Source organism: Undibacterium sp. Ji42W, from assembly GCF_049340405.1.
Taxonomy (GTDB): Bacteria; Pseudomonadota; Gammaproteobacteria; order Burkholderiales; family Burkholderiaceae_D; genus Undibacterium.
On sequence record NZ_JBMPOV010000001.1, the window covers coordinates 521,075 to 547,976 of the forward strand.

Annotated in this window: 25 protein-coding genes and 2 tRNA genes; 8 read left to right on the top strand and 19 right to left on the bottom strand. The window is 48.9% G+C overall.

What is annotated here, in order from left to right; genetic code table 11:
- Positions 1 to 141: 141 nt before the first annotated feature.
- The 8 genes from ACO0LG_RS02515 to ACO0LG_RS02550 form a co-directional block, all read right to left on the bottom strand.
- The gene (locus ACO0LG_RS02515) at positions 142 to 1,599 is read right to left on the bottom strand and encodes a Ppx/GppA family phosphatase (protein ID WP_423022970.1); all 1,458 of its coding nucleotides are present in this window, start codon (positions 1,597 to 1,599) and stop codon (positions 142 to 144) included.
- 355 nt (positions 1,600 to 1,954) lie between these two features.
- Entirely contained in the window at positions 1,955 to 2,836 is an 882-nt protein-coding gene (locus ACO0LG_RS02520; protein WP_423023290.1) for a class I SAM-dependent methyltransferase, read from the bottom strand.
- Between the two features lie 174 nt (positions 2,837 to 3,010).
- Positions 3,011 to 3,086: transfer RNA gene (locus ACO0LG_RS02525), tRNA-Lys, on the bottom strand.
- Positions 3,087 to 3,152: 66 nt separating this feature from the next.
- A tRNA-Lys gene (locus ACO0LG_RS02530) sits at positions 3,153 to 3,228 on the bottom strand.
- Positions 3,229 to 3,390: 162 nt separating this feature from the next.
- A complete protein-coding gene (ybgF, locus tag ACO0LG_RS02535) occupies positions 3,391 to 4,152 on the bottom strand; it encodes a tol-pal system protein YbgF (protein ID WP_423022972.1) in 762 nt (253 codons plus the stop codon).
- 95 nt (positions 4,153 to 4,247) lie between these two features.
- On the bottom strand, positions 4,248 to 4,775 hold the full coding sequence (pal, locus tag ACO0LG_RS02540) for a peptidoglycan-associated lipoprotein Pal (RefSeq protein WP_423022974.1): 528 nt from the start codon (positions 4,773 to 4,775) through the stop codon (positions 4,248 to 4,250).
- Between the two features lie 34 nt (positions 4,776 to 4,809).
- Positions 4,810 to 6,093: a Tol-Pal system beta propeller repeat protein TolB gene (tolB, locus tag ACO0LG_RS02545; protein WP_423023292.1), complete on the bottom strand. Its 1,284-nt coding sequence runs from the start codon at positions 6,091 to 6,093 to the stop codon at positions 4,810 to 4,812.
- Between the two features lie 9 nt (positions 6,094 to 6,102).
- A complete protein-coding gene (locus tag ACO0LG_RS02550; RefSeq protein WP_423022976.1) occupies positions 6,103 to 7,020 on the bottom strand; it encodes an energy transducer TonB in 918 nt (305 codons plus the stop codon).
- Positions 7,021 to 7,300: 280 nt separating this feature from the next.
- On the opposite strand from ACO0LG_RS02550, the gene ACO0LG_RS02555 reads away from it, so the two are divergent.
- The 3 genes from ACO0LG_RS02555 (at position 7,301) to ACO0LG_RS02565 (ending at position 10,734) form a co-directional block, all read left to right on the top strand.
- Positions 7,301 to 7,696: a hypothetical protein gene (locus ACO0LG_RS02555; protein ID WP_423022978.1), complete on the top strand. Its 396-nt coding sequence runs from the start codon at positions 7,301 to 7,303 to the stop codon at positions 7,694 to 7,696.
- A gap of 516 nt (positions 7,697 to 8,212) precedes the next feature.
- The gene (locus tag ACO0LG_RS02560) at positions 8,213 to 9,418 is read left to right on the top strand and encodes a hypothetical protein (protein ID WP_423022980.1); all 1,206 of its coding nucleotides are present in this window, start codon (positions 8,213 to 8,215) and stop codon (positions 9,416 to 9,418) included.
- Entirely contained in the window at positions 9,415 to 10,734 is a 1,320-nt protein-coding gene (locus ACO0LG_RS02565; RefSeq protein ID WP_423022982.1) for a hypothetical protein, read from the top strand. Before ACO0LG_RS02560 ends, ACO0LG_RS02565 begins: the two co-directional genes overlap by 4 nt.
- A 27-nt stretch (positions 10,735 to 10,761) precedes the next feature.
- Here the strand turns inward: ACO0LG_RS02565 and ACO0LG_RS02570 are convergent, their stop codons facing one another.
- Genes ACO0LG_RS02570 through ACO0LG_RS02595 form a run of 6 tightly spaced genes read right to left on the bottom strand, consistent with a single transcriptional unit; the run spans position 10,762 to position 16,112 of the window.
- Positions 10,762 to 11,259 (bottom strand): lipocalin-like domain-containing protein, encoded by a 498-nt coding sequence (locus tag ACO0LG_RS02570; RefSeq protein ID WP_423022984.1) that lies wholly within the window; start codon positions 11,257 to 11,259, stop codon positions 10,762 to 10,764.
- Between the two features lie 33 nt (positions 11,260 to 11,292).
- Positions 11,293 to 11,520 (bottom strand): hypothetical protein, encoded by a 228-nt coding sequence (locus tag ACO0LG_RS02575; RefSeq protein ID WP_423022986.1) that lies wholly within the window; start codon positions 11,518 to 11,520, stop codon positions 11,293 to 11,295.
- On the bottom strand, positions 11,517 to 12,818 hold the full coding sequence (locus ACO0LG_RS02580; RefSeq protein WP_423022988.1) for a PQQ-dependent sugar dehydrogenase: 1,302 nt from the start codon (positions 12,816 to 12,818) through the stop codon (positions 11,517 to 11,519). Before ACO0LG_RS02580 ends, ACO0LG_RS02575 begins: the two co-directional genes overlap by 4 nt.
- A 12-nt stretch (positions 12,819 to 12,830) precedes the next feature.
- Positions 12,831 to 13,370: a manganese efflux pump gene (locus tag ACO0LG_RS02585; RefSeq protein WP_423022990.1), complete on the bottom strand. Its 540-nt coding sequence runs from the start codon at positions 13,368 to 13,370 to the stop codon at positions 12,831 to 12,833.
- On the bottom strand, positions 13,363 to 15,060 hold the full coding sequence (locus ACO0LG_RS02590) for a PQQ-binding-like beta-propeller repeat protein (protein WP_423022992.1): 1,698 nt from the start codon (positions 15,058 to 15,060) through the stop codon (positions 13,363 to 13,365). The genes ACO0LG_RS02585 and ACO0LG_RS02590 overlap by 8 nt, the downstream gene beginning before the upstream one ends.
- Positions 15,061 to 15,077: 17 nt before the next feature.
- Positions 15,078 to 16,112, bottom strand: a complete 1,035-nt coding sequence (locus ACO0LG_RS02595) for a ferritin-like domain-containing protein (RefSeq protein ID WP_423022994.1) — start codon at positions 16,110 to 16,112, stop codon at positions 15,078 to 15,080.
- Positions 16,113 to 16,527: 415 nt separating this feature from the next.
- Here ACO0LG_RS02595 and ACO0LG_RS02600 point away from each other — a divergent pair, with 415 nt between their 5' ends.
- Positions 16,528 to 17,328, top strand: coding sequence for a MipA/OmpV family protein (locus ACO0LG_RS02600; RefSeq protein ID WP_423022996.1), 801 nt, complete (start codon positions 16,528 to 16,530; stop codon positions 17,326 to 17,328).
- 74 nt (positions 17,329 to 17,402) lie between these two features.
- On the opposite strand, the gene ACO0LG_RS02605 is transcribed toward ACO0LG_RS02600, so the two are convergent.
- The 4 genes from ACO0LG_RS02605 to ACO0LG_RS02620 form a co-directional block, all read right to left on the bottom strand.
- Positions 17,403 to 18,371 (bottom strand): DMT family transporter, encoded by a 969-nt coding sequence (locus ACO0LG_RS02605; protein ID WP_423022998.1) that lies wholly within the window; start codon positions 18,369 to 18,371, stop codon positions 17,403 to 17,405.
- 90 nt (positions 18,372 to 18,461) lie between these two features.
- Positions 18,462 to 19,286, bottom strand: a complete 825-nt coding sequence (locus ACO0LG_RS02610; protein ID WP_423023294.1) for an AraC family ligand binding domain-containing protein — start codon at positions 19,284 to 19,286, stop codon at positions 18,462 to 18,464.
- A gap of 84 nt (positions 19,287 to 19,370) precedes the next feature.
- Entirely contained in the window at positions 19,371 to 19,805 is a 435-nt protein-coding gene (rnhA, locus tag ACO0LG_RS02615; protein WP_186951857.1) for a ribonuclease HI, read from the bottom strand.
- Positions 19,798 to 20,571: a class I SAM-dependent methyltransferase gene (locus tag ACO0LG_RS02620; protein ID WP_423023000.1), complete on the bottom strand. Its 774-nt coding sequence runs from the start codon at positions 20,569 to 20,571 to the stop codon at positions 19,798 to 19,800. Before ACO0LG_RS02620 ends, rnhA begins: the two co-directional genes overlap by 8 nt.
- Between ACO0LG_RS02620 and gloB the strand changes: the two genes are divergently transcribed.
- From gloB to ACO0LG_RS02640, 4 genes are all read left to right on the top strand, one after another.
- Entirely contained in the window at positions 20,549 to 21,361 is an 813-nt protein-coding gene (gloB, locus tag ACO0LG_RS02625) for a hydroxyacylglutathione hydrolase (protein WP_423023002.1), read from the top strand. The genes ACO0LG_RS02620 and gloB overlap by 23 nt on opposite strands.
- Before the next feature lie 23 nt (positions 21,362 to 21,384).
- Positions 21,385 to 22,581, top strand: a complete 1,197-nt coding sequence (earP, locus tag ACO0LG_RS02630; protein WP_423023004.1) for an elongation factor P maturation arginine rhamnosyltransferase EarP — start codon at positions 21,385 to 21,387, stop codon at positions 22,579 to 22,581.
- 114 nt (positions 22,582 to 22,695) lie between these two features.
- A complete protein-coding gene (locus tag ACO0LG_RS02635) occupies positions 22,696 to 23,271 on the top strand; it encodes an elongation factor P (protein ID WP_423002970.1) in 576 nt (191 codons plus the stop codon).
- A 305-nt stretch (positions 23,272 to 23,576) separates the two neighbouring features.
- Positions 23,577 to 25,973, top strand: coding sequence for a fused MFS/spermidine synthase (locus ACO0LG_RS02640; protein WP_423023007.1), 2,397 nt, complete (start codon positions 23,577 to 23,579; stop codon positions 25,971 to 25,973).
- A gap of 71 nt (positions 25,974 to 26,044) precedes the next feature.
- On the opposite strand, the gene ACO0LG_RS02645 is transcribed toward ACO0LG_RS02640, so the two are convergent.
- Positions 26,045 to 26,854, bottom strand: coding sequence for a MetQ/NlpA family ABC transporter substrate-binding protein (locus ACO0LG_RS02645; protein ID WP_423023009.1), 810 nt, complete (start codon positions 26,852 to 26,854; stop codon positions 26,045 to 26,047).
- Between the last annotated feature and the right edge of the window lie 48 nt (positions 26,855 to 26,902).

Consider the following 26,902-nt stretch of genomic DNA (forward strand, 5'->3'; position numbering starts at 1 on the left):
AGTGAATAAAACACTCGCAAAATGAACGCAAACTACAGGCCATGCTATTCGAAGTCTGACACTGTGTAACGCAATAGGGAAAATTGGGGATAGATTTTGGCTGAAAAAAACAGGTTTTAAAACCTGCTTTTTTTGGGGCGCTTAAACATTTGCCCTGACCAAAAAATCCACGCCTATCTCACGCCAGGCTTCAATTTCTTTTTGCAGCCAGTAAGCTACTGTAGGGTGGACACTGACCCAGTCGCGCTTCATCTCAAGCTCAACACGTCCCTTCATTTTCAGGCGCACATCTTCAAAATCAATTTCAGCTCGTGAATGCATGAGCATCACCGCCAGGCGCAGTGCCAATACTGCCTTGGCAAAATCCTGGTCAGCCAGGCCATCACCAACCTTGCGCAAATTCCCTTTCTGGCTGAGGATGAGCTTGCTCATCACCCTTTGCTCACGCGTGGTAAAGCCCGCCATGTCAGCGTTCTCTATCATGTAAGCGCCATGCTTGTGATAGCCGGTATGTGAAATCGCCATGCCAACCTCGTGCAGGGTCGCACTCCATTGCAATAAGTGCACATAGGTGTCGCTAGCAGGTTTCAACTGCAGATACAGGGACTTCACCATATCCGCCACCCGGTTAGCGCGTGACATATCGGTACGGAATAAATTAGCAAAAGATTCTACTGCAACCTCACGTCGGTCACGCCTGGTGGCGCGCAAATACAAATCCCACATCACACCCATACGCAAACCGGCTTCTATGGGCAGCAAGATGCTGATATTAAATTCCGTCATGAGGCCGATGAGTATGGCCAAGCCACCGACCACCATGGCCACGCGTTCGGGCTTGATGCCACTTAACTCCAGCTGATTTATCTGTCCGCATTGCACACAGTATTGTTTGAGGGCATTCAGGCTTTTCAAGGTCAAGGTGCCGTCACCCAATCCACCTTTGCTGATGGCGTCAGAAATCGCCCGCATGGTGCCTGAAGATCCATAAGCCTTGCGCCAGTGTTGTGGCTGGTAAGGTGGTGCAGCATCTTCAAACATAGAGCGGGCAGACAGGATTGCGGCTTCAAATGCAGCATCCGTCAAACGTCCGTCCGGGAAGAAACTCGCGCTATGCTTGACCGTACCTATGCTGAAGGACTCCACCCTAAGAATTTCATGGCCATGACCAAGTATTACCTCGGTCGAACCACCGCCGATATCAAGAACCAGACGGCGCTCACCCGGCACTGCCACGGCATTCGATACGCCGATATAGATCAGACGCCCTTCTTCTTCGCCGGAAATCACCTCGATCGGACACCCTATCGCTGCCTCGGCCAGTGGCAATAATTGCGCGGCGTTTTTTGCAATGCGTATGGTATTGGTGGCGACGACCCGCACGCTTTCTACCGGATAGGCATTCAGAATTTCACGAAAGCGCGCCAGGCAGTTGATCGCTTTTTGCATGGCCTCTGGCGTCAGGTTGCCATTTTTATCCAGACCTGCTGCAAGGCGTATAGGGTCGCGCGCGCTTTTGATGACTTTGATGACATCGCCTTCATGCCGCGCAATGTGCATGCGAAAACTGTTGGAACCCAGATCAACGGCGGCCAGCATGCTTTTTATCCTTTACTGAGTATGAGTGTCGTATTCAAAAAAACGAGTAGCAAAAACAAATCAATTACACCATTAGGGCTTGCGCAAAATTGTCCCAGCAAGGCTGTCGCCTTAGGAAACCTCTCTTGCCAGAGCAGTTTGTTACATTGGCGGACAACATGTTGCCCGAAACCTCAACTACACCGTAGCGACGAAGACAGTAACTTTAGTACCGAATCTTGCAAAATGCGGGAGCTGCAACGCAGCTGGGGCAGTTTTGCGTAAGTCGTAATAATAAGCATAAATGATATTAATCATTTTTTATGACCTTACAGTGACCTTGATAAACTGCGGTGGTCTGCGTGCCACAAAATGCTTAAGACTGTACAAAAAATCTTCTCTGCATGGCTTCCAGCCCTGTGGTCTTCAGCACTTCGGCCAAACGTTCTGCAGGTCGTTTGGCCGGCAAGCCCTTGTATTCTGCCACGATGAGTTCATTTTTCATCGAATGCTCCCATCCTACCAGTTCTGTGACTCTGACTTGATATCCGTGCGCCTCCAGTTGCAGGCAGCGCAGTACATTGGTGATCTGGCTACCGAATTCGCGCGTGTGTATGGGATGGCGCCACATTTCTGACAAAGGATTATTTTTTACCGCATCGCCCTTGGACTTGCGCAGCTCTGCTGCGACCTCTGCCTGACAACAAGGTACCAGCACCATAAACTGGGCCTTCTTCTTGAGGGCAAACTGTATCGCATCATCTGTCGCCGTATCACAGGCATGCAAAGCTGTGACGATGTCGATTTTTTCTGGCAGCGCTGATGAAGTAATCGAATCCGCAACAGATAAATTCAAAAAAGACATGCCCGGAAAATCCAGTCGCTGTGCCAACTCGGTGGAGCGCTGCACCAGTTCATCGCGGGTCTCTATGCCATAAATCCTGGCCTTGCTTTGCGCCTGCTCAGATTTGAAGAACAAGTCATACAGAATGAATCCCAGATACGACTTGCCCGCGCCATGATCGACCAGACTGATATCTGCATGGTCTTGCTGCAATTTTTGCAATAGCGGCTCTATGAATTGGTAAAGATGATAAACCTGCTTGAGTTTGCGGCGGCTATCCTGGTTCATTTTGCCGTCACGCGTGAGGATATGCAATTCCTTGAGCAACTCCAGCGACTGCCCGGGACGTATCTCGTGCTTTTCTTGCGACTCAGGCACGGCCTGCGTGTTTGCACTGCCAGGTTTCTTTTTCATGGTAATAAGCTCACTCAAAGGATAAGGCATGATAGTCCCGCCAATAATAATATGACAGAAGGGTGGCGCGCAGCCTGCCTTGTCTTGCTATTGCCTATTATGGGGGGGAACACGCCATCAAGCCGTGCTGCAAAAACAAAAAGGACTCAGGTATGACACCTGAGTCCTTTATTTTGGTAGGCCGTGCGGGATTCGAACCTGCGACCAACGGATTAAAAGTCCGCTGCTCTACCAGCTGAGCTAACGACCCAAAACTTGTTGCAAAATGCTAAAAAATTTAAAGACTTAGTAACACGACCTAAGTCTTTTATGTTCGTGGTAGGCCGTGCGGGATTCGAACCTGCGACCAACGGATTAAAAGTCCGCTGCTCTACCAGCTGAGCTAACGACCCCCGAAAGACCGAAATTATATTATGTTCCAGCTACTCTGTCAACGCTGCTACTGGAATAAGAAACGATGGGCATGTCGGGCAGGCCTTATTTGATCGCCCTGTCGTAGAGAACGGGCAGTTTGTCCTGGCGTCGCCGTTAAGCAACGCCACGATGGAACTGGCTTACTTCAATCCCGCCAAACGGTTCTTGGCAGCCTGTGCCGCTTCAGTATCAGGGTATTTGGCCAAAACGCTTTCCAGCACTTTTTTGGCTGCAGGTTTTTCTTTGAGCTCAATATGGCAGGCAGCAATATTCAAGAGAGCATCAGGTGCCTTGGGATGATCTGGATAATTCTTGACTACTTGCTGCATATTCAAGATCGTATTGCGGAAATCGCGTTGAGCATAGTAAGAAAAGCCCAGCCAATATTGCGCAGATCCTGCATAAGCAGATTGTGGGTAGGTTGTCAGGAAGTTGCTGAAAGCGGGCACGGACGCCTTGTAATCACCGGCCTTGAACAAGGCCATTGCAGCATCGAAAGTGCGCTGCTCATTGACATCGACAGTCGCCTCCTGCCCATCGACTGTCACGCGCTTGGGCTCCAGCTTACGGATACGATTATCGAGATCCACATAAAAGTCTTGCTGGCGTTTCTGGGCATTTGCCACGTCGTTCGACAACACCTCTATCTGACCACGTAACTTGGAAATTTCTGCGCGCAACGCTTCATTTTCATTTGCCAGTTCCATGGCAGTGCCTTTATCTGCCTTGGTTTCCAGTTTGGAATCAAGCCTGGCATTGACCGCATCCACTTTTGCCCGCAAATCCAGTATGGCTTTGCGGGCCTCATCATCGTCAAAAATACCGGCAGAGGCCAAAGTAGGCAAAAATGCGCAAGACAGCGCGGCAGCAAGAACGGTGGTGCGTATGGATTTAAGTTTCATGGCAATCTGAAAAAATGAAAACGCGTAGCAGCTTCATGGCAAAGTTGCTGCGCCAAATGCAAAGAAAGCCTCAACAGAGGCTTTCAAACACGAGATTATTTGTACAGAATATCTGCGCGGCGATTTTCTGCCCAGGAAGCTTCATCGCTACCTGTTGCCTTTGGTTTTTCCTTACCCAAAGAAACCGCTTCGATTTGCGCATCGGACACACCCAGCAAAGTCAGGGATTTACGTACGGCTTCTGCACGTTTTTGACCCAATGCCAGATTGTATTCGCGACCACCGCGTTCATCGGTATTACCCTGGATCAGGATACTGCGGTTTTTGTTAGTGCCAAGGAACTTGGCATGTGCATCAACCACTGGTTTGAACTCTTCTTTGACGGCATAGCTGTCATAGTCAAAATACACACTACGCTTGGCCAATGCGCCCTGCGTCAACGGATCAACAGTTGCAGTGACTTGTTTTACTGTATTTGTGTCTGTGTTGGACGCCGTTGTCGTAGTCGTAGATTTATCTTCGACTTTCTTGTCTTCCAGTGGAACTTTGGAAGCGCAAGCTGTCATCAGAACAACGCTGGAAATCAAGATTGCCAGGGTTTTGGATTGGGATGTAGTACGCATTTTCTCTCCTGATTAATCAAATAGTAAATACTGCTTATTTCATGAAAGGACCCCAGGTGGGCTCCCGAATATCTCCGGCCTGGACCGTCAATTTCTGCTTCACCTTGCCATCAATCGACACTACCGCGAGCGCGCCACGACGGCCAGACTCAGTTGCGTACATGATGTAGCGTCCATTTGGTGAAAAACTCGGTGACTCGTCCTTGGTGGTATCAGACAGTCTTAATTCCTGGCCGGTGGCCAAATCCAGTGCATACAACTGGAACTTGCCATCACGACGTGAAATATAAGCCAAAGTCTTACCGTCAGGGGATATTCTTGGGGTGATATTGTATGAACCGGTAAAGGTGACGCGTTTTGGATCACCACCACTTGCACTCATTTTATAAATTTGTGGGCCGCCGCTGCGGTCGCTCAGGAAATAAATAGACTGACCATCGGCAGAAAATTGCGGCTCAGTATCAATCGATGAACTGGAGGTCAATTTTTGCAGATTACCGCCATTGGCATTTACCGTAAAAATCTGAGTCTGCCCATCGCGCGACAAAGCGACTGCCAGTTTGCTGCCATCATGAGACCATGCCGGTGCTGAATTATTACCCTTGAAATTGGCAACTTCTGTTCTTTCACCGGTGATCAGGTTCTGTACCAGTATCACAGGTTTGCGCTTTTCAAAGGACACATAGGCAACCTTGGTGCCATCTGGTGACCATGCTGGAGAAATAATGGGTTCTGGCGAACGCAAAGCGATTTTAGTGCCCTCACCGTCGGCATCGGCAACTTCCAGCCTGTACTCGGAGCCAGCCTTGGTCACATAGGCGACGCGGGTAGAAAATACACCGCGTACACCAGTCAGTTTTTCATAGATATCGTCGGCTATCCTATGCGCGGTCAAGCGTATGTTACCTGGCGGCGCAGTCACGGAGAAGCCCGACAAAGCATTGGTTTTTACGGTATCGAACAATTTGTAACGCACATCAAAGCGACCATCTGCCAGACTTTGTACGCTACCAACCACCAGCGCATCTGCGCCTTTCGATTTCCAGTCGCCAAAATTAACAGTAGCGGTTTCACTGAGAACAACATTGGTATCAATAATTTTGAAGTAACCGCTGCGGTTCAGATCATCCCTGATGATGCTGGTGACTTGCTGAGGAGTAAGAGCTTCGTCGGTAAAACCAGCGATAGCGATGGGGATCTGGTTGGAACCTACGCCAGCAACTTCAACATGAAGCTGGGCATTAGCTGAAGCAACCACAGCAAGGCTAGCTATGGCAGCCAAACTTGCATTAACTGCTATTTTTTTCAAAGTCGACATCATTGCTATTTACTCTTCTTTCATTTTTTGCGTCAATGTAAAATTCGCAGGAACCTGGCCCGATTTATCCTTAGGAAAAGGCGCTGAACGCTCAATTGCTCTCGCCACAGCTTCATCAAAGGCAAGATCGCCAGAAGATTTGATTTTGCGTATTGCACCACGGAGTGATCCATCTGGCAATAGTGAAATTGAATATTCGACTTGCGGATTACCGGAAGCTGTTCCAGTGTAGTTTGTATTTGTCTTAACAATACTTGACAACTTGGCAGCATAACTCGGGTCACCACGGTTATTTCCTGTAGATTTTTCAGCAGTGCCAGTCCCGCCGCTACCAGCGTTTGCAAGCTGTTTCCTACCGCGATCCAGCTCATCTTTAAACAGCTTATCGGTCTTTTCTTTTTCCTTGGCCAGCAATTTCTTTTTCTCTGCAGCTTCCTGAACCAGCTTTTCTTCCTTGCGTTTTTGTTCAGCAAGTTTTTCTTGCTGTTCTTCCTTGCGTTTTTTCTCAGCCAGTTCGTGCTGACGCTCTTCTTCTTTTTTCTTTTCGAGCAATTTACGCTTTTTTTCCTGTGCCAAAGCAATTTCAGGGTCTTTCTGACGCACTTCTTCCTTGACCGGCACAGGCTCTTTAGGTTTTTCTTCTATGATGGGTTCAGGGACGGGGACAGGTTTGGGGGCGGCTTCGCGGAAAGTAGTATCCCAGACCTCTACATCCTGAGCTTCACTGGGTTTATTCTGCCAGCGTACTCCTACCCACAAAAAACTTAACAGAACGACATGCACGACAGCTGCCAGTGCGATGGCTCGCAATTGCCCTGTCTTTTGCTGATGAAAATCCGGATGTGCTTGATTAGAAACCTGATTCATAGTCCGTAAGACTTTATTCGCCCGACTTGGTTCCGGAAATGTTGACCGCGTCAGTGACAAAAAATGCGCATTAATGTTGTAACAGCTGAAATTATAAACCGCAACTGGCTTTTTCCCCAGAATCTCTATCGAAGTAAGGGAGCTTTCTCATATACTTTCTCATATATTAACGCATAACAAAAAACCAATTCGTGTAAAATTTGTAAGCGATGGCATGAATATGCTGAAATTAGCTGTAGAAGATGAATAAATATGTCACAGCTGCATTTTTTTCTCAAGCAACCTAATGATATCAAAACTGCATTGAACACTTACTCATCTCAAAGAGCTAAGGAAAATCATGTCACATTTACCGACTCCAGGCGCAGTCATCTACGCCAGAGACTTAAGCAAACTCAGCTGCTTCTACGAACAAATACTGCCGCCGGCCGCAACGCATGCAAATGAAGAATATACCATTTTTGAATTGCCACATTTTCAATTGGTGATCCATGCCATACCTGCGCATATTGCCAATACCTTTGAGATTTTGAATCCTCCATTGCGCCGTTCGGACAGCGCTGTCAAATTAATGCTGCCCGTAACCAGCATTAGTAAAGCCAGGGATGCGGCGGCCAGCCTCGGCGGAAAAATAGATGCAGTCAATTGGGAATGGGAATTCCAGCATTACCGTATCTGTGACGGACATGACCCAGAAGGCAATGTCATTCAAATCAGGGAATTTATACCCAAATAACTGCCCTGCTTTTAGGATTGCTGCCGTATTTATAAGACTTCAGGTAAGGCCGATGCCTTAAATTTTATTACCTGACGGTATCTGGTTACCTATGTCCTCTTTTTTGCAGCCATCTGCGCAGCCCCTCCCTGCCCTTACGGTAAAACAGGTTAATGACCCCTCATCTTTCAAAATAATCTTTAATAATATTTATTTAAGGCAGCAGATGTCATTGCTTGTTAAGAAATTATTGATCGCCGAAGCTGGATCAAGTTCGCGTTATGGCAATAAATAAAATAGGACTTACGCAAAACCGTCCCTGCTGCGTTGCAGCGCCTAGCCTGACTACAGTCCTGACATCGTCGCTGGTGCCTTGCTGAGACAATTTTACATAAGTTGCATAAAAACAATAAAATTTCTTATTAGACAACACAAAACTTCACTTTATTTTATGCTATTATTGGCTTAAACTTTTTAGACATTATTTCTTGCCCACCAAAACTAGCATCGACTTCTGACCCGCCATCCTGAAGTGAAATGAAAAATACTTTGCTCTTGCCCATTTGTATTGCGACGGTGGTCACGCTGTTTTCAAGCGGTCAGGCCATGGCTCATGATGTTGTTGTCAAATCCAGTGGCTATGACAATGCCGCGGCATTCTGGTGCGATGCCAACCACATGGCAATCACCCTTGGTGGGCCTATGGATGCCCAGCAACAGCGCAGTCTGTATATTGATGTAAGGCACCCTGAGCAAGTGCAGCCGATAGAACTTAAAGACAAGCAAGGAAAAAACTTGCAATTTCGCGTGCAAGCTTGCAAGGATCAAACTTTTCTGCTGTCAGCCCTGAGTAAAAATCAAACCATCAACAAAACGCTCAATCAGGATGCCCTTTATCTGATGCTACGTGGGCAGCCCGCCCAGTTATTGTTGGTCGCCAAAGACAGCCCGACAAAGACCGGCGCCAGTAATGTCAGTCTCGCGGGCAAATATGTCGTCGTCAGCATGCCACGCAATGCCATCGGCAATAGCTACCATCTCGATAAATCATGCGCCGGTTTCATCCACCCTGGTTTTAAGACCTTGTGCTGGGATGTCAAAGACGATGAAGTACTGGCACTGGCACAATATGTAATCACCAGTTACCTGTGGGAGGACAAGGTATCCGTGCGTGTACCTGGCGCAGGTTTGAAGGATGTGCCAAATCCACAAACACCACTACCAGACGAGACGGGCAAACCGACTGTCAAGAAAGCGGTTTTTCTCAGGGATACTGGCAACAAGATCCTTGAAAGATTGGATCATGACCAGCGATTCGCGCTTGCAACAATGACTTTTTATGCTGTCAGCCCTGATGAAAAGTTATTGTATGCGCCCTGCAAACTCAAAGGCAAATCAGACTTTGACGATGACTATGATCAGGTATGCAGCTACCGTCTTGATGGTGCAGCACATGCATGGGAAAGCGTGTTTTCATTTGCCACTTCCACACACTCTGGCAAGGGCATACAACATTTGAGCATCGACCCTGCTAACAATATTTATTTCTCCCTGCCAGGCCCACACGAACAGCATGGTGGAATCTGGAAATTTGAAATGGCCCAGGCGAAGTTTGTACATCTGCCACCAGGTGTGCCAGGACAATTTGATAGCAATCCCAGAATTTCTCCTGATGGAGAAACCCTGGCCTTTGAACGTGACAGTACTTTATTTTTTGCTTACCATAAAGAGGAAAAGAAATGACAGGATTCGTCAGCAAGGAAACGGCGCGTCAAGTGTCTGAGGACATTTATGGCGGCAACAATGGCAAGGTACCCAAAGGCTTTGAAATCGACACCAGCTTTGGCAAGAATGGCACATTTGCCTCTGCCAACGGCACCTTCATGTATGCACTTAAGCCCGACGCCAGCAATACCAGTGTCCCGTCCAACACACGCATACTTGGCATGCGCGGCACCGAACCAAAAGCGACGGATGCCTATGCGGATGCGATGGATGTCGGTAGAGCACAGTTCGCTGCCGCACAGCCTGAAGTAAATCGCTGGCTGGCGCAAAACATCAAGTCGGGCAACAATATTGAAGTCACGGGCCACAGTCTTGGCGGCGCATTGGTGCAATGGACGGTCAATGATGAAAACCTGAAAAAGATCAAGGACGTGCCGCAGGCAGATATACAAAAACACCTGCACTTCACCACTTTTAATGCGCCGGGGATTGCCGGTGTACCAGGTTCACCTTCCAGTGCTCATACCAGTGGTATCGCTGGCGATCATCACGTCATCGCTTTTGAAACCAAGCCTGGTGCAGTGATACCTTCTGGCGACCCGGTACATTTGCTTGGTGGTGCCCATGTCGGTGGCCGTATTGTCGCCCATAGTCCCAACTACAAAGGACAAAGCTTCATAGAAGAACATGCGGCCCATTCCATTTCAAATAAAAATGGCAACTGGGATGCCCCGATTGTCGCCAACTATAAACCTGCCTCACTCGCAACCCGCGAATACCAGGACTATGTACAAACTGCGATGAAAGTGATTGGCCAGGACAGCCAGCCACGCAACGAAACCGAAGCCGGTGTCAAGCTGGGGTTGGCACTTTATCTGGCTGGCGGCAAACTTGGCGCAGATGTCATCAAGAGTGGCGTCACCACCGTCGTTGATGCAGAAATAAATGCGGCACGTACCAGCGCACATCTTATCAGGACAGGTGCAGAAGCTACCATCGATATCAGTACCAAGCTGGCATACGGTAGTGCAGAACTGGTCAGAAAGGGTGTGGAGCAGAATGTAAAAATGGCCCAAACTGGTGCGCACCTGATCGTGGCAGGTGCCAGCACCCTGGTCAATGCCGAGATCAATGCAGGTAAAACCGTACTGAATGCAGCCAAAGATGGTGTTGACGCCAGCCTGGACATGGGACGCAAACTCAGCAAAGAAGGTGCAAGCCTGATGACCAATTCGCTGACCAGCCTGGGCTTATTGTCAGCACCAGATACACCTTCAAGCCGCGTAGTAGAGCGCGCAAAGCCAGCTACGGCGAACCAGCCAGGAAAGCCTTAACAGCACACCTGCATTCTTAATCTCGCATCAGGTCAGCCTTTTTAATCGCCTTAAATACTGACCTGGCGTCCCCACATTCAAATAATCCTTGCCATCAAATACAAAGCTGCGTTTTTGTACTGTGCCGGTATAAGCACGCATGACATCGGCAAATACGTTCATGATGATAGTGCCCCCCAGGTGTGGGTGATTTGTATCCATCTCCACCGTATAGGTACCGAAATAAGAATACGGGCTGGCAGTGGCAAAACTGTCAATCAACAGGGAATGCGGTACTTCCCAGGGCTTTTGCGGTGTCAGCCAGGACGATTGCGGCTGACCGCTGAAAGGGTCTGCTGGTATTGCCAGCGGCGGATTTTGCGAAATCATCAAACTGAAGTGGCCGCTCTTGTCATACACCCAGTAACCTGCTGACGGATTACCCCAGGGGTAGGTTTTGTTGGTCGGGTCGCTGGGGTCGTCACCTATATCCCAGGCTTCGACCATTTCCCAGCTACCGATGAGGGTTTGTGCATTGAGACTCATGTGAATTTCCTTCCACAATTTTGTGTGAACAAGTTATTTGGGAAAACCTTCATTAATCCAGGTCTGGAACATAGCGACCTGTTCCTTGGTAAAGGGTGGGTAAGGTGGTGGTGGCATGCCGCTCTGTGACAACTGACTTAATACCATACTGGCATTGAGCCTGACATCATCATATTTGGTCAGGTCCAGCCGCCACATCATGGATGCGCGGAACTGATTGAACAGTGGCGCAATATCTTTTTCAAATGAAACCTGGCTCATGATGTCAGCTCCATATTATTAACAGGAATTTTCCAGACACAGCCGCTAGCGGCGCGTGCGCGTATATTTTTTGTTGCGGTGAATTCAAAATCGCCAAAATCGACCACATACATGAAGCTGCCATCTGGCGAGAAAGCGACATCGATGGGTCGATGCCAAGGCACAGATGTCAATGCGGGCAAAGCATGTTTGCTCCAGTCGCTGGTATCTACCCGGATAAGATTGCGCCCTACTCTTGGCCCCGGCGGCCCGGTCATGGGACGTTCATCGCCAAATTGCGCAACGATCAGATGACCTGCATGGCACAGCCCGGCAGGTATTTGCGCCATTTTCACAGCACAGGCATTGACATCGAAGGCAAGCAAGGGTGTTTCTGGCGCAGGCAATTCTGCATGATTAGTCAACACAAAGACTTGACCTTCACCTTGCGGATTTCGATAAACAGGCGCGTTGATGGGTAAGCCGCCGAGATAGTCTGGCCAGCCATACCAGGCACCTGGTTTTACTTCAAATAGAAAATCAGGGCAATTCCAGACTGGCCGCACACCGCGTACATCAGTGCCCTGTTCAGTTGCGATCAGCCTGCCATCCGGCAGAAATAACAAGCCAAAGGCATTGCGTATGCCCCAAGCCACCAGTTCCAGGTTTGTACCATCCAGATTACAGCGCATGATGCTGGCCGTACATGGAGTCTGGCCTTGCAAGTGAGTTCCCCCTGTGTGCACTTGTCCAAAGCGGGCAAATGCGCTGGTGTATATCTGCTGACCTTCAGGGTCGGTGACTGTCGCTACATGATCGCTGAGCTCAATGTCATAGCCTGGCATATCTGGCGCATGCCTGGTCTCACGCAACCAAGCCAGGTCGTGTGAATCCGTACCTATGATGCCGCTATTGGTCATGGCACCCTGGCCGAAATACATTTTATTGTCTGGTCCTACTGCCACCATATTGGTATGGTAGTTGCCAAAGCCAGGCAAATCATCCAGCAACACTGTCCAGGTAGTGGTGTGCAAATCAAAACGGCTGATGCGGCCTGGGTAACCGCCTTCAGAGATAATAAGGCTATTGTCATGCCAAACCAGACCATTCACTGGTTGGCGCAAATTATTCAATAACTCCTGGACGCTACCATCTTCATTGACGCTGAGTACCCGCCCGCCTTTGGCAGCCCCATCAAATGGCAAACCCGTCTCAGCAATATATACCTGACCTGCTGGTGAAACAGCGACACTGCTGGGAAAATTAAGATTGCGCACATAGGCATGCATGGCCATGCGCTCGCTCTGGTCTTTTGGCATGATCAAGGTCCGTCAATCGTTATACATCATGCGTACAGCCAGAAAACACATATAGGCACCTGCCAGCAATTCCATGCGTTTAGGTAAAAAATTGCGTATCCAGTTAGCAAAATACAGCCCAAAGCAAGCCATGCCCGCACTGATGGCACCGATGATGATGGCCGAGGTCAACACAGGCGCACTGGAAAAGCTGACACCAGCACCGGCGATGACATTGTCAAGACTCAGTGCCAGAGGCAAACCCAGCAAAAAACCTGGATGGTTGACGAATTGTGGCAAACCTCTGGCTTCACTCCGGTAAGCCAGGCACAAGATAATGACACCGCAAGCCAGCATGGCAAAAGGCGCGATATGAGATGCGAGCGACCCAAGCATGCTGATCAGGCCACGCCCAAGCAGCAGACCCAGAATCGCACCACCCAATTCACAGACGCAAAAAGCCACAGCCAGCATATGCATGCGTTTGCGCTGCATGGGTAACAACCCTAGAGAACTGCTGGCCTGTAAATTGTCGAGCCCTGCGACAATACCAAACAAGATAACTTCAAGCATGTTGATTCTCCTGGTCTTTCAAACCATAGATACGCAATACTCCGCCCTGCTTACCAAATACCAGCGCACCTGCCACCATGTAATTACCTGCCACTGCCGGCCCCAGGCAATAACCATAACCACCATTCATGCCGCCAGTCTGGTCACCCAGATTATCTTGCCAGAGCATCTTGCCGCTATAGACATCAAAGGCATACACGGCAACTTTGGAGGTGGAAAAGAACACCAGGTCATTGACGACCACAGGCGAGCTCAAACCGGACTCACCAGGTGTGCGGTACATAGGTGGTTGCGACTCTATATACAGACGCGGATCACTGTCATCCATGGCCCAGGCATCTTCCAGGGTTTCCCAATCCAGGGCGCGCATGAACGGGGTCGTACGGTAATCGATACCCGCTTCGACATTATGATAATTATTGCCGCCTACACCGATGAACAAACGACCGAGTGCAGTGTGCACCGCTGCCGTACTATAAGTGCCAGAATAGTTTTCCTGGTCTTCCTCATCTGACTCTTGATTTGGCACATAGGGATCCATGCGCTGGTCATTGGGAGAGACATGCGGATCTACCGTGGGTATCTGGGTGCCATCGTTATAGAAAGGCAGTAATTGCCGCCAGTTGAGTAATTCCAGCGTCGCCGCATCGTACCTGAAAAAACCACCGTTCTTGCAACCAGCGGTGACGATGCGGCGACCATTGATGGTCAGCAGTGTCGGCGAACCACCAAAATCAACATCGACGTCGGTAGCGCGATAACTACTTTCTGCCGGTGGCTGGCTAAAACCGCGGAATTGGCCACTTGATGCATCGAGCGACAAGATACCATTGGAAAACCCTTTGCTTGGCAAGGCGCTGTCAGGCACAGGATTGCCGGTTGCGCAGTAAAGACGATCAAGCCGCTCATCATAGGCAATCGAAGACCAGACAGAAGCACCGCGTATAGCAGGATTATTCGGCCCCACGGTATACATGGCTGGCAAAGCACCACTCACGGATTCTGGCGGCAAGACATTGGGTAAATTGGGCACACCTTCTTCGTACTGGCAGGTGCAGTATATCCATTGCACTTGTCCGGTCTGGGCATCCATGGCATAGATGAAGCCAAAGCAGCCAGGGTTTTCACCTTCGCCCATACCAACAAAGACGAGACCATTATTGCCATCTGCCGCGGCGATGACTGGCGATGACCAACCCGCTGCTGGCACGCCCGCCGTGACATCGCCAAGATTGGATGTAGGCTGATTAAAATCAGGATCAGCATGGCGCAAATCGACGACCCAGTTTAAGCTCAAGTCTGCCGCACTCAGGCAATAGAACTTGCCATTGAAAGCACTGAAATAGACTTTATTGTCCCAAATAGCCGGGGTACACCCCATGCCCATGAAGCCGTGTGTATCACCTTCTGCCGGGTCTATCGGCCATTCATAATGCGCTACTGTCATACCGCTGGATAATTCTATCTTCATGAACTTTCCACCATTGGCACCAGGCAGTTCATGATTATTCGCCAGGCCTACATACAGATAACCATCGACGATGGCAGGCACGGATAAGACCGGGCCAGGAATAGCTATATCATGCAATAGTGTGAATTGATCAAGTGTGTCACGACTGATATCACTGCCCTGCACTTCACCCGTGTGCGCAGTATCGCCATGGAACATCCACCAGTTAGTTTGCGTCATTGCTGCTCTCCAGAATATCAGGCGGGAATATAGTCAAATGTGGGGCCGGCAGTCTGGCCAGGAACAACTTCCTGCGTCATCAGCAACTGTGCCTGCTCTCTGAGCGACTGCATGGACAGCAAGGCCAGTGCGAGATTGTCAGGCTGGCCGTTAAAGACATTGTGCAATTTGCGCAGCATGTCTGAGTAAGTGCTGTTGAAAGTCAGGTTCAGGTCGGTAATGCGCGGCTTGCCGACATAGCTATGCCGGTTTGGATTAGTAATGACAGGGTAAATACCGCCAGCATCAAACTCTATACGGTGGCCTTCAAATACCCAGGCAGGTTGACCAGGTTTTGGTGTGGGGTTGGCGATCAGTTTGCGGCCATGGTATATCTCTGCGTATTTGTAGTAATGCGCGAGCTCATGTTCAGGGTCAATGGGGCTGGTATCGCTGCCTTCACCCTGCTCAACGATCATGTCTATTGCCGCCAGCGCGCTTGCCTCATCGTAGACACCTTTGTTTTGCAATTCCTTGAAGCCAGTTACCAATTGCTTTTCTGGCAGACCGGTAAAGATATTGCCCATCTTAGCCAGTTCAGAAATTTCTTTTTTGATGTGCGCGTAAAACTGACCTATGGTGACACCCTCTGAAGGCGGTGTGCCGCCATCCACGGTTTTTTCCGGTTCTTCTATCACCATGAAGACATCAAGCAGCAATTGCTTGGATAAGGCGGCCAGAGGGACAATAAGGCTGTCTTCCACCGCACCCGGCAAGTTTCCTGGGTAGTGCGGAATAAATCGGGGATGATCAATTTTTGGATGTCCGCCTATGGCATTAAGGACATTGCAATCCAACGACATATGCAACATCTCTTGTTTGACGATAGATTTGATGAGGTGGGCAATTTCCAGATTCTGGTCTGTCTTGATTGAATACAAGGCATACAGATAAGGGGGAATGGTTGAATGCTCCAGCTCTATGGCTGTCTGCAGCGAATGCTTGAGCAGCTTGAGCCGGTGATCAAAACTATTGTCACGGTGTTCAATTAACAGGTGCTTGAGGCGAATCATGAATTCTCCCGACGGGTAACAGTCCATTAACGCGATATGCCAACCGGAGTGTGGAAGGCAAATTTAACATTTTTACTAGCCTATTTAACATCATCCATCATGATTATAAAATACGCAAGTATTTAGCTAAAAAACAAATAAAATTTAACAGTCATGTCTCTTTCATGCGGGCACAAGCCGAGAAACGCACTTCTGAACCATATTCAATAAGCCTGCCAAGCAGCCTCTGCCGGAGCTGAACACATCAAAAGTACAGCAATGCAAGACGTTTTGTGCACACAGGCGAGGCCTGCGATTTTCCATTGGCATAGTTTTTTTATATTTGCGAGACTTCGCTCCGTGCTCTCCGCCGGGGAGTAGCAGCGCGGCGCAAATGCTGCCAGGACTGTTTAGCTTTTATTGATTAAGGATCACCATGAAACACATATTTACACTGACAGCCATCGCCTTCTCCAGCTTGATGGCCATGTCATTTTCTGCACAGGCACAAGACAAAACATCACAGGAACCTGAATCTACTGCGGTGGTCGGTGCCGGTGTTTTCTATGCACCTGAATACCTGGGCGCGAAGAAAAACCGCTTTGGCCCTGCTATCTATGGTGAATACCAAAATAAGAACGGCTTCTTTGCGAGCACGATGCGCGGTGTGGGCTTTGGCACAAAAGTAGATGACTTTTCTCTCAGCGCAGCACTGGGCTACCGTGCAGGCCGTGAAGACTCCCGCGATTCAAAATCCTTGTTCAGCTCAGATGATTTGAAAGGCATGGGCAATATCTCTGGTTCTGCCACTGCCAATCTGCAGGCGAGCACTGCATTTGGCCCAGGCATCAAAGCAAGTTTCAACGCCAATATGGCACTCTCTCACAGGGAAAACGGAAATGCCTATACTTTTGGCCTGTCAGCACCGATATTCCAGGTCGCAACAGACAAGATAGAAATAGGCGGCAACCTGACATATGGCGATGCAAAATATAACCAGACTTATTTTGGTGTGACGCCGACTCAAAGCGCCAATTCCGGCTACAAGGCATTCTCGGCAAAAGCGGGCTTTTCACAAGCTACTGCTAATGTGGCTTGGACGCATGTAATAGACAAGAACTGGTCAGTGCGCAGTGCGGTAGGTGTATCTCAGGTAATGGGTGATGCTGGCGATAGCCCTTTATCGAAAAAGAAAACCAATCCCTTAGTGATCACTACGGTTAATTATGCTTTCTGATTTGCATGATGTAATTCATGCTTGAATACAGACCCTGATAATAGAGAGGCATTATCATCAGGGTCTATACAGCATTAATGGGCAGAAGATGAAACTGAGGCCGTCACTGACTTGGCACGCAAGGCAGTCATCACACCAATAATCAATAAAATGATACCCAGAAAAACCATAGGTTCTGGCATGCGCTTGCTCAGGATAAATGCATAGGCCAGCGCTGCCAGGGTTTCAAATACGATGAGTTGCCCAGCCAAATTGGTAGGTAAACGTTGACTGGCATTGTTCCAACACATCGTGCCCAGCCATGATGCAAACAAACCGATGATGACCATCAGCGTGATGAAGTATTGTGGCCTTGGGCCAAACGGCATGGCAAAATCCTGCGCGCTCACACTCATGTATATCCATAAGCCCAGATAACCGAGCAAAGCCAGCGGCAAAGTCGCAATACCTTGCGCAGTGGCCCATACCCTTGGGTTCCGGTCAGGGTGATGACGCAGCCAGTCCGCATTTCTTAATGGATACCAGGTCCAGCAAGCCACGGCAACGAGAGCGAACAAACCACCTATGATATAGGTTTGGATATCTTTGTTTGAAGCTGCCTGCAATGCGGCTATTTCCACACTATTGACACAGGCAACACCAGCGAAAATAATCAATAGCGATGGCAACATGCGCCGCCAGGCTATGCTGCCATCACGCTGGGCATTGCGGTAATTGGCAGTAATGGCGATGACGACGGGCAGCGTCCCTATCAGCATGGTAGGTAAGGGCGCACCAGAGCGTTGTATGGCGCTGGCCAGGCACAGGTAGTACAGGATGTTACCGACGGCGGCCAGCTTCAGTGCTTCTATCCAGTCAGATTTATTCAACAGACGCAATTGCCGCCTGTCCATCCATGCTATTGGTAGAGTAATCAGGCCGAATGCGAGGTAGCGGCCAAATGATTGCAAGGCCGCTGGGTATTCAGGCAAGAGCAAAGGGCCAATGAATACCAGGCCCCACATCAAACCTGCTGCCATCGCATATAAAACGCCGATACCCATAAAGTCTATCCTCAGAAAAGAGTCAGCTTAGAACATCATGGAATATCCGTCTTGTACCAGATTGCGCTTACAAGCAATAAAAACAGTAATTTATGCGCGCATCTGTTGCTGATAACGTGCGGGGGTCACGCCATAGCGTCGAATGAATGCCTTGTTCAAATGCGACTGATCTGTCAAGCCAGTTGAAGCTGCCACCTGTGCCGGCGGTAAGCCCTTGCCCAACAGGCATTTGGCTTCATACAGGCGCAAGGCCATCAGCATCTGCTGAGGTGTCGCATGATATTGCGCCTTGAAGCTGCGCAAAAAATGAAAAGGACTAAGCCCGGCAACCAGTGCCAGTTGCTCAAGGCTGATGCGCTCGGCCATACTGGCACGCATATAATCCAGCACAGCAGCAAAGCGCTGTTTAGCCAGGGGAGCAGGCGCTTGCGGCGCACTGGCGAAGCGTTTGAACTCGAAGAGGATATCAAACAAAAGACTGTCAAAACTCAGCTTGTCTGTGGCTTGCCAGATTTGTTCCAACATGACGCCTAGCTTGCGCGCGCTGATAGCATCATGAGCAACAGCATCCTTGAACCACCAGCCACGTTCACCCGTCACTTCTGCCACCACTTCCGGGTCTATATACATCATGCGATAGCGCCAGCCGGTGTCAGTCTCTGCCCTGCCGGTATGCAATTCATCCGGGTTCATCATCACTACCGAATCTTGCGGAGCCAGATGATCGCTACCCAGATAACGAAAACGCTCTACTCCGCTGGCAATAGAACCCAGGCCAAAAGCTTCATGCGTATGCGGTTCAAAGGCATGGGCAACAATATGAGCCCGGTATAACTCTACACCGGGGCGATGTTGCGCCCTTTTGAATTCAGCACGGTCACTCACATGCTCAAAGCTTTCCGGCACACCAGGCATGGACAAAGCGCCCTCATGGCCCTTAAGGCCCTGTTGGATGCTAGTGTCGGTGCCCGCTACGCTCATGAGATATCTAGTCTGCTTTTACAATACCGTTTCAACACCGCGGTTAGCCAGTTGATCAGCTCTTTCATTACCGGGATGGCCAGTGTGGCCACGCACCCAGCGCCAGTCAATTTCGTGAATGGTACGCGCAGCATCAAGCTGTTGCCACAGGTCGACATTTTTTACCGGCGCCTTGGAAGCTGTTTTCCAGCCCTTGGCCTTCCAGCCTGTAATCCATTCAGTGATACCCTTTAATACATATTGGCTATCAGTGTGCAGGGTGATATGACAGGGACGCTTCAAGGCCCCCAGCGCTTGTATCACTGCCATCAATTCCATGCGGTTATTGGTCGTTTCTTTTTCGCCGCCAAATAATTCTTTTTCTTTATTACCCGCTATCAGCAAAGCGCCCCAGCCGCCGACGCCAGGATTACCCTTGCAGGCACCGTCTGTGTAAATTTCTATATTATCCATTTGATTCTTTTGATTTGTTTGCAACCGGCAAGGCATGTGTAGTGGATACCCGCTTTTGCTTCCAGGCAGGCCCTATCAAATGCATGCCTTTGACTCTTTTCACGGCCTGCAATATATACACTGCGCCCAAATAAGGCCACCAGCGTTGCCCTGCTTTTTCCATGAAACGATAACGTTGCAACCATTTTTCCGATTTAACAGGAGGGGCATAACAACCAAAATCGCTGCTACCCACTTCCATATTCAATAACTTCAGCCAATCCTTCAAGCGCGGTGGGCTGATGAATTCACCTTCCTTGGGCAAAAAATAATTCTTGCTCAAGCGCCCGGTCGCCTGCCTTGCACCCCAAAGGCTGGCACGGTTAAAACCGGTGATAATTACCCGGCCTTCAGGTATCAATACCCTTTCCACTTCCCGCAAAATCTGATGTGGTTCTGCAGCAAATTCCAGCACATGCGGCAAGACGATCAAATCTATGCTGTGCGCATCAAAAGGCAGTTCAGCAAAGTCATGCACGACCACGACAGGCCGCTTTTGCCCGGGTTGATTTTCATCCGGCATACTGGAATTGGTCAACCAGCGATGGGGCATGCGGCTGGCTGCCAGCGCATCAATTTGCGGCAAGCCTATCTGCAAGGCATTGAAACCAAAGATGTCCACCGTCAATTTATCGAGCATGGCCTGCTCCCATTGACGTATATAGCTACCTGCTGGCAGCGCTAACCATGCTCCAAGGTCTATAATGTTTTTTTCCAAAGCATCCATGCCTGATATGAAGAATTCCCTGAGTATATTGACTGTCCCCGCCTTTGACGACAATTATCTATGGATTATCCATGACGGCAAGCATGCTGCCGTGGTTGATCCTGGCGATGCCATGCCAATTTTACAAGCCCTGGCACAGCATCAACTGACATTGTCCGCTATTTTACTCACTCACCACCATGCAGATCATATAGGCGGTGTGCCGCGCCTGCTAGAACATGCGGCAGTGCCCGTGCTTGGCCCCACCAATGACAAGATTGCCGTGGTCACGCAAAAGCTGCAACAAGATGATGTAGTTACCGTGCCCGGCATCGGCCTGGAGCTCAAAGTACTGGATGTCCCCGGCCACACCCTTGGTCATATTGCCTACTTCGCACCTGAGCAGCATTGGCTGTTTTGTGGTGACACCCTGTTTGCCGGCGGTTGTGGCCGCCTGTTTGAAGGCACGCCCGCACAGATGCTACATTCGCTCGATCAACTGGCTGCCCTGCCTGATGATACGGCAGTGTATTGCGCCCACGAATACACCTTGTCCAATCTGCGTTTTGCCAAAGAGGTCGAGCCTGACAACCAGGATTTGCTGGAACGTATCAAGCGCGAACAGGCCAGGCGTGAACAAGGCATACCTACCGTGCCTACCCAGATATGCCTGGAAAAACAAACCAATCCCTTCTTGCGCAGCAGGGAAAAAAGCATCGTCAACCGCCTTTTGGAAAGCGGTAGAATCCCTGGCGCACAAAATGATGTCAGCCATTTCGCTGCCTTGCGTGAATGGAAAAACCGCTTTTAAGAGCGCTTATAAAAACAATTGCAATGCATTCAACAGAAATAAATACAAACTCTACCGCAAAATCTTTGGCCTTGTTCTGCAAGGTGGTCGATAATTTCGGCGATATCGGCATTTGCTGGCGCATGGCAAAGCAGTTGCAACAAGAACATGGTATTGCCGTCACGCTATGGGTAGATGATTTGCGCAGCTTCCAGCGCATCTGCCCACAAGTAGATATTGATGCCGAAGTACAGTATATTGCAGGTGTCACCGTCAGACACTGGCGCGATCAGCAAGGCACATTTGCGATTGCTGACATTGCCGACATCGTCATAGAATTTTTTGCCTGCGATATACCGCCCGGCTACATCCAGGCCATGGCAAAGTGTGAGCCACGCCCAGTTTGGCTCAATCTTGAAGGTTTGACAGCAGAAGAATGGGTGGAAGGCTGCCATACCCTGCCCTCGCCTCATCCGTCTTTGCCATTGACCAAGCATTTCTTCTTTCCTGGCTTCAATAACAAAACCGGCGGCCTCTTGCGTGAAGCCCACCTGGGTCATGAACGAACTGCATTTCAAGCTGATACTCGGGCTGTAGCTACCTTCCTGCAGCAATTGGGATTGACCGAAGCTGAGATCAATAGCACCAAGGTATCGCTGTTTTGCTACCCGCATGCACCCGTAGCTGAGCTGCTTAAGGTATGGGAAAGTGGTGACAAACCCATGACTTGCCTGGTGCCTGAAAGTGTAGCGAGCGAAGCTATGGCAGCATTTCTGGGACAACCCTCCAGGGCAGGTATCATTGGCAGCCATGGTGCACTGGCAGTGCGTGTACTGCCCTTCATCCCGCAAGCAGATTACGACAAATTGCTGTGGGCCTGCGACATCAACTTTGTCCGCGGTGAAGACTCATTCGTGCGGGCGCAATGGGCAAACAAACCCTTCATCTGGCATATCTATCCCCAAGATGAAAATCTGCATCATGTGAAGTTGAATGCATTCTTAAAAACCACCACATCTGCCACTGCAAGTCTGGTTGCCTTGTCAAATGCCTGGAATGATGTCAGCCATCCACCGCTGGACTGGCCAGAAATATGGAGAGTCTTTCAAGCCGACCAGTCAGAAATTGCACGGCTTTCTGGCAATTGGCAAAGAAAAATGCAAGAAAATGGCGATATGACGAGCAATTTATTGAAGTTCGTCAATGCAGTTAGGGTAGCAAGCCAAAAAGATGCAGTATAATGTTGGGTTAATTTTTAACCTGTTTTAAATCTCAATCAAACGTGGGCTTGCGGTGCTTTTTGCCAGTAGGCAACAGATGATTTTTATGCAACCTACTTTTTACGTATACTCGCTATGAAATTTGCAAAAGAAATTCGTGTTGGCAACATCATTATGGTCGATAGCAAACCAATGATTGTATTGCGCTCTGACGTTAATGGTTCCAGCCGTACAGGCTTCACTTACAAGTGGAAAATGAAAAGCCTGTTGACCAACAGCCCACAAGAAAACGTCTTCCGTGGCGACGACAAGTTTGACGTAGTTGTATTGGACAAAAAACCAGTTACTTATTCTTACTTCGCTGACCCACTGTTTGTATTCATGGATCAAGAATACAACCAGTATGAAATCGAAGCAGAAAATATGGGTGATTCTCTGAATTACCTGAAAGATGGCATGGAATGCGAAGCCGTATTCTATGACGGCAAAGCCATCTCTGTAGAATTGCCAACCACTATCGTTCGCCAGATCATTTACTCTGAGCCAGCAGTCAAAGGCAATACCTCAGGTAACGTCCTGAAAGAAGCCAAGATTGAAAATGCAATCGAAGCAAATTGCCATATCGTTCAAGTACCACTGTTCGTCAGCCAGGACGACATGATCGAAATCGATACACGCACTAACGAATACAAAAAAGTCGTTCGTAACTAAGACTACAGACTTTACAAAAAACGCCGCTTAATACAGCGGCGTTTTTTTTCGTCCTGTGACTTGCATGAGGGCAGCCCCATAGTCTCCAACATAGGCTGACATGGGCAAGATGGTCTTTCCATCAAACCATCAGACGCGCAAAAAGCAAGGTCACAATTTAGTCATTTGACAATACATGCCAACATCATTAACATGCAAATTCTTTTTACTATCATTCGCTTAAACTATTCGCAGCTATGGTATAAATAGCAAAGAATAAATTCCCATCCACCAGCGCCTGGAAGACGCTCATTAAAAATATAACCGTGAAAAAAATAAACACCTTGTTTGGAATTTTCTTTGCCTCCGGTTTTGCGGCACTGGCTTACCAGATTTACTTTGCAAAAAAGCTTGCCCTGGTATTTGGCAGCCAGTCCAGCGCCACGTACACCGTGCTGGCTATTTACATGGCTGGTATGGCAATCGGCGCTGCAATAGGTGCAGGCGTGGCAAAACGCACACGCTTCCCGGTGCGCATGTATGCCATGGCAGAGCTGGCGATTGCCCTTTACTGCCTGTGTACGCCTTATATATTTTCATTCGCGCACGATATCTATTTAATGATTGCCGTCGGCTACAGGCCCGATTCTGGCTCTCTCGTCATTTATCAAGTCTTGCTAGGCGCACTGGTGCTGCTCTTCCCTACCATCCTGATGGGCCTGACCTTCCCCCTGCTGGTGCGTGCGGTTGCAGATAGCAAATCCTGCATGGCTTCTATCTCATGGTTTTATTCCGCCAATACGTTTGGTGCGGCGTCTGGCGCCTTATTGTCGGGCTATCTGATCATTCCTGCCCTAGGTATGAATGGCACGCTGTGGCTCTCCTCTGCTATTGATATCATGGTGGCACTGCTGGCATTCTTGCTGGTCAGCGAAACAAAAACGACGGACAGCTTGCCTGTACAGGAGCAAGGCAAAACTGATTTGCTGGCGCAAGGTTCTTACCGTTTTGGTCTGTTTGTCCTGCTCATCGTCGGCGCACTGACGATGATGATGGAAGTCTCGACCATACATTTGCTGGCCGTGGTCATAGGCAATAGTACTTATGCTTTTTCCCTGATGCTGACGTGCTTTCTTGCAGGCCTGGCCCTCGGTGGCAAATATGCTGGCAAGGCAAGCAAGCGCTCCACCAATGAGCAATTAAATGACGCCTTGTTCTTGCTGACCTGTACCATCCTGTGCTCCACTTTTTTGTGGCATCTTTCTTCTTTGTATTTCTATGGTCTGGCAAAAAGCACGGTCCCCTACTCTTTCTGGTTCAGGGAATTCTTGCGCGCCATTCCTGCAGTCATCATTGCATTGCCGCCAGCATTTGCGATTGGTGCTCTCTATCCTGTCAGCATGACGATCGCTTCCAAAGGCCAGCATGACGGCATAGGTTTCCCTTCTGCCATCAATACCCTGGGCAATATCGCCGGCGTGTTATTGGCTGGATTTTTGCTCCTGCCAGCTATCGGCGGCTTCTACACCAGTTTATCGTGTGGTGTAGTGGCTTTCACCTTGTTATTGATAGCGACCTGGAAGTCGCGCGACAAATCTGCACCCGCCCTGCAACAATATGGCAGTGCTATTGCCGCCACAATCTTGCTCATTGCCTGCCCCAAACAACTGGACCTGAACGCAATCGCCACCGGTATCAACACTTATTTCAAGCCTACTTATTATGCGGGCTGGAAAATGATAGATCATGCGGAGAGTGCCGATGGTGGCCTGACTGCGGTCATGGCGCAAACCGAACAAGGCAAGGAGTTTAAAACCCTGACCACGAATGGCAAGTTCCAAGGCAATAATGTCATGGAAACTGGCAGCGAAATGCTGGCGCAGGCAGGCTTTGGGCTGATACCCATGCTGCATTTGAATAACTATGACAATGCCCTGGTCATAGGATATGGCACTGGCGTCACTGCCATGGCCATCCATGAGTCAGGCTTCAAGTCCATGGAAGTGGTCGATCTGAGCCGCGACCTGGTGAATATCGCCAACCGTCATTTTGCCGACGTCAATCATAATCTCGCTACAAAACCTGGCGTGTCATTCCTGTATACCGATGGCAGGAATCATTTGTCACTGACCAACAAAAAATACGATCTGATTGCAATACAACTGTCCTCCATTTGGTTCGCAGGCGCAGCCTCTCTGTACAACCAGGAATTTTATACATTGGCCAAGTCGAGGCTGGCAGACAAAGGTATATTGAAACAATGGTTTCAACTGGCGCATATGTCCAAACAGAACTTGAGAGTCATGATTGCCAGCCTGTCGCATTCCTTCCGCTACGTCTGGATTTATAACGTAGGAAAACAAGGTGCAATGATAGCCAGCAATAGCCCGGATGCTTTCCCCGATGCCGAAAAGGAAAAACATTTGTTAGCGATGGCCAATAATCAAACCATGAAGGCTTATCTCGACCTTTACAAGAACGGCATAGTATCCGTTTCTGGCGCGCAGGTGCTCAATCCTGAACAGGTCAAACAAATGCTGGCATTGAGCAAAACCACTTTGTCAAATGACGACAATCTTTTGCTGGAATACAGTACGCCAAAAGGCAATGCAATGAGAGATGAAGAATTCAGGGACAATATCGATTATCTGAAAAGCTTTGCGCGTACTCCCTATGTTAATTTGCAGCAAGCGGCAACTGAACCGGTATCAACCAGCAGGTAAAGCTGTATGTAAAAAAAAAACACCCCGGCAATAAAAATTCTGCCGGGGTGTTTTTTTATTTGAAGAGACGATTAAAAAGCAGGGACCACTGCGCCCTTGTATTTTTCTTCAATAAACTTTTTGACTTCAGGTGAATTCAGGGCTGCCACCAGCTTTTTGAAGGCGGGGCTATTTTTGTTATCTTCACGCGCCACCAGCAAATTGGCATAAGGTGAATTCGCATCTTCGATAAACAGCGAGTCTTTGACAGGATTGAGTTTTGCTTCTATCGCATAGTTGGTATTGATCAAGGCCAGGTCAACCTGGTTTAATACACGCGGCAAAGTTGCTGCTTCAAGTTCCTTGAATTTCAGTTTCTTAGGATTTTCAATAATATCTTTTTGCGTCGCAGAGATATTTTTTGGGTCCTTCAGTTTCAACAAACCCTGTTTTGCCAGCAGCAGCAAGGCACGGCCAGAGTTTGACGGATCATTCGGTATAGCGACAGTCGCACCATCGGGCAAGTCAGCCAGTTTTTTGTACTTGCTTGAATAGGCAGCGAAAGGTTCTACATGCACCTTGGCAATAGGTACTTCGATATCATTCTTGTGGCTTTTCTTGAACTCATCCAGGTAAGGCTGGTGCAAAAAAAAATTCCCATCCAGATGTTTTTCATTGACCTGCACTGCTGGTTGTATGTAGTCAGTGAACACTTTCACTTTCAAATCCACGCCTTCTTTGGCAAGTTGTGGCTTGATAAATTCCAGTATCTCTGCATGCGGCACGGGGCTGGCAGCGATGTTCAAGGTTTCTACTGCAAATGCAGTTGGTGAAAACACGGCAGCGGCTGTCAGGCTACCTGCCAGTATCAGGGTAAAACGGCGTTTCAGGTTCAAAGACATAATGGCTCCTATAAAAAATATTCAAAAACATTCAAAAATAAACTCAAA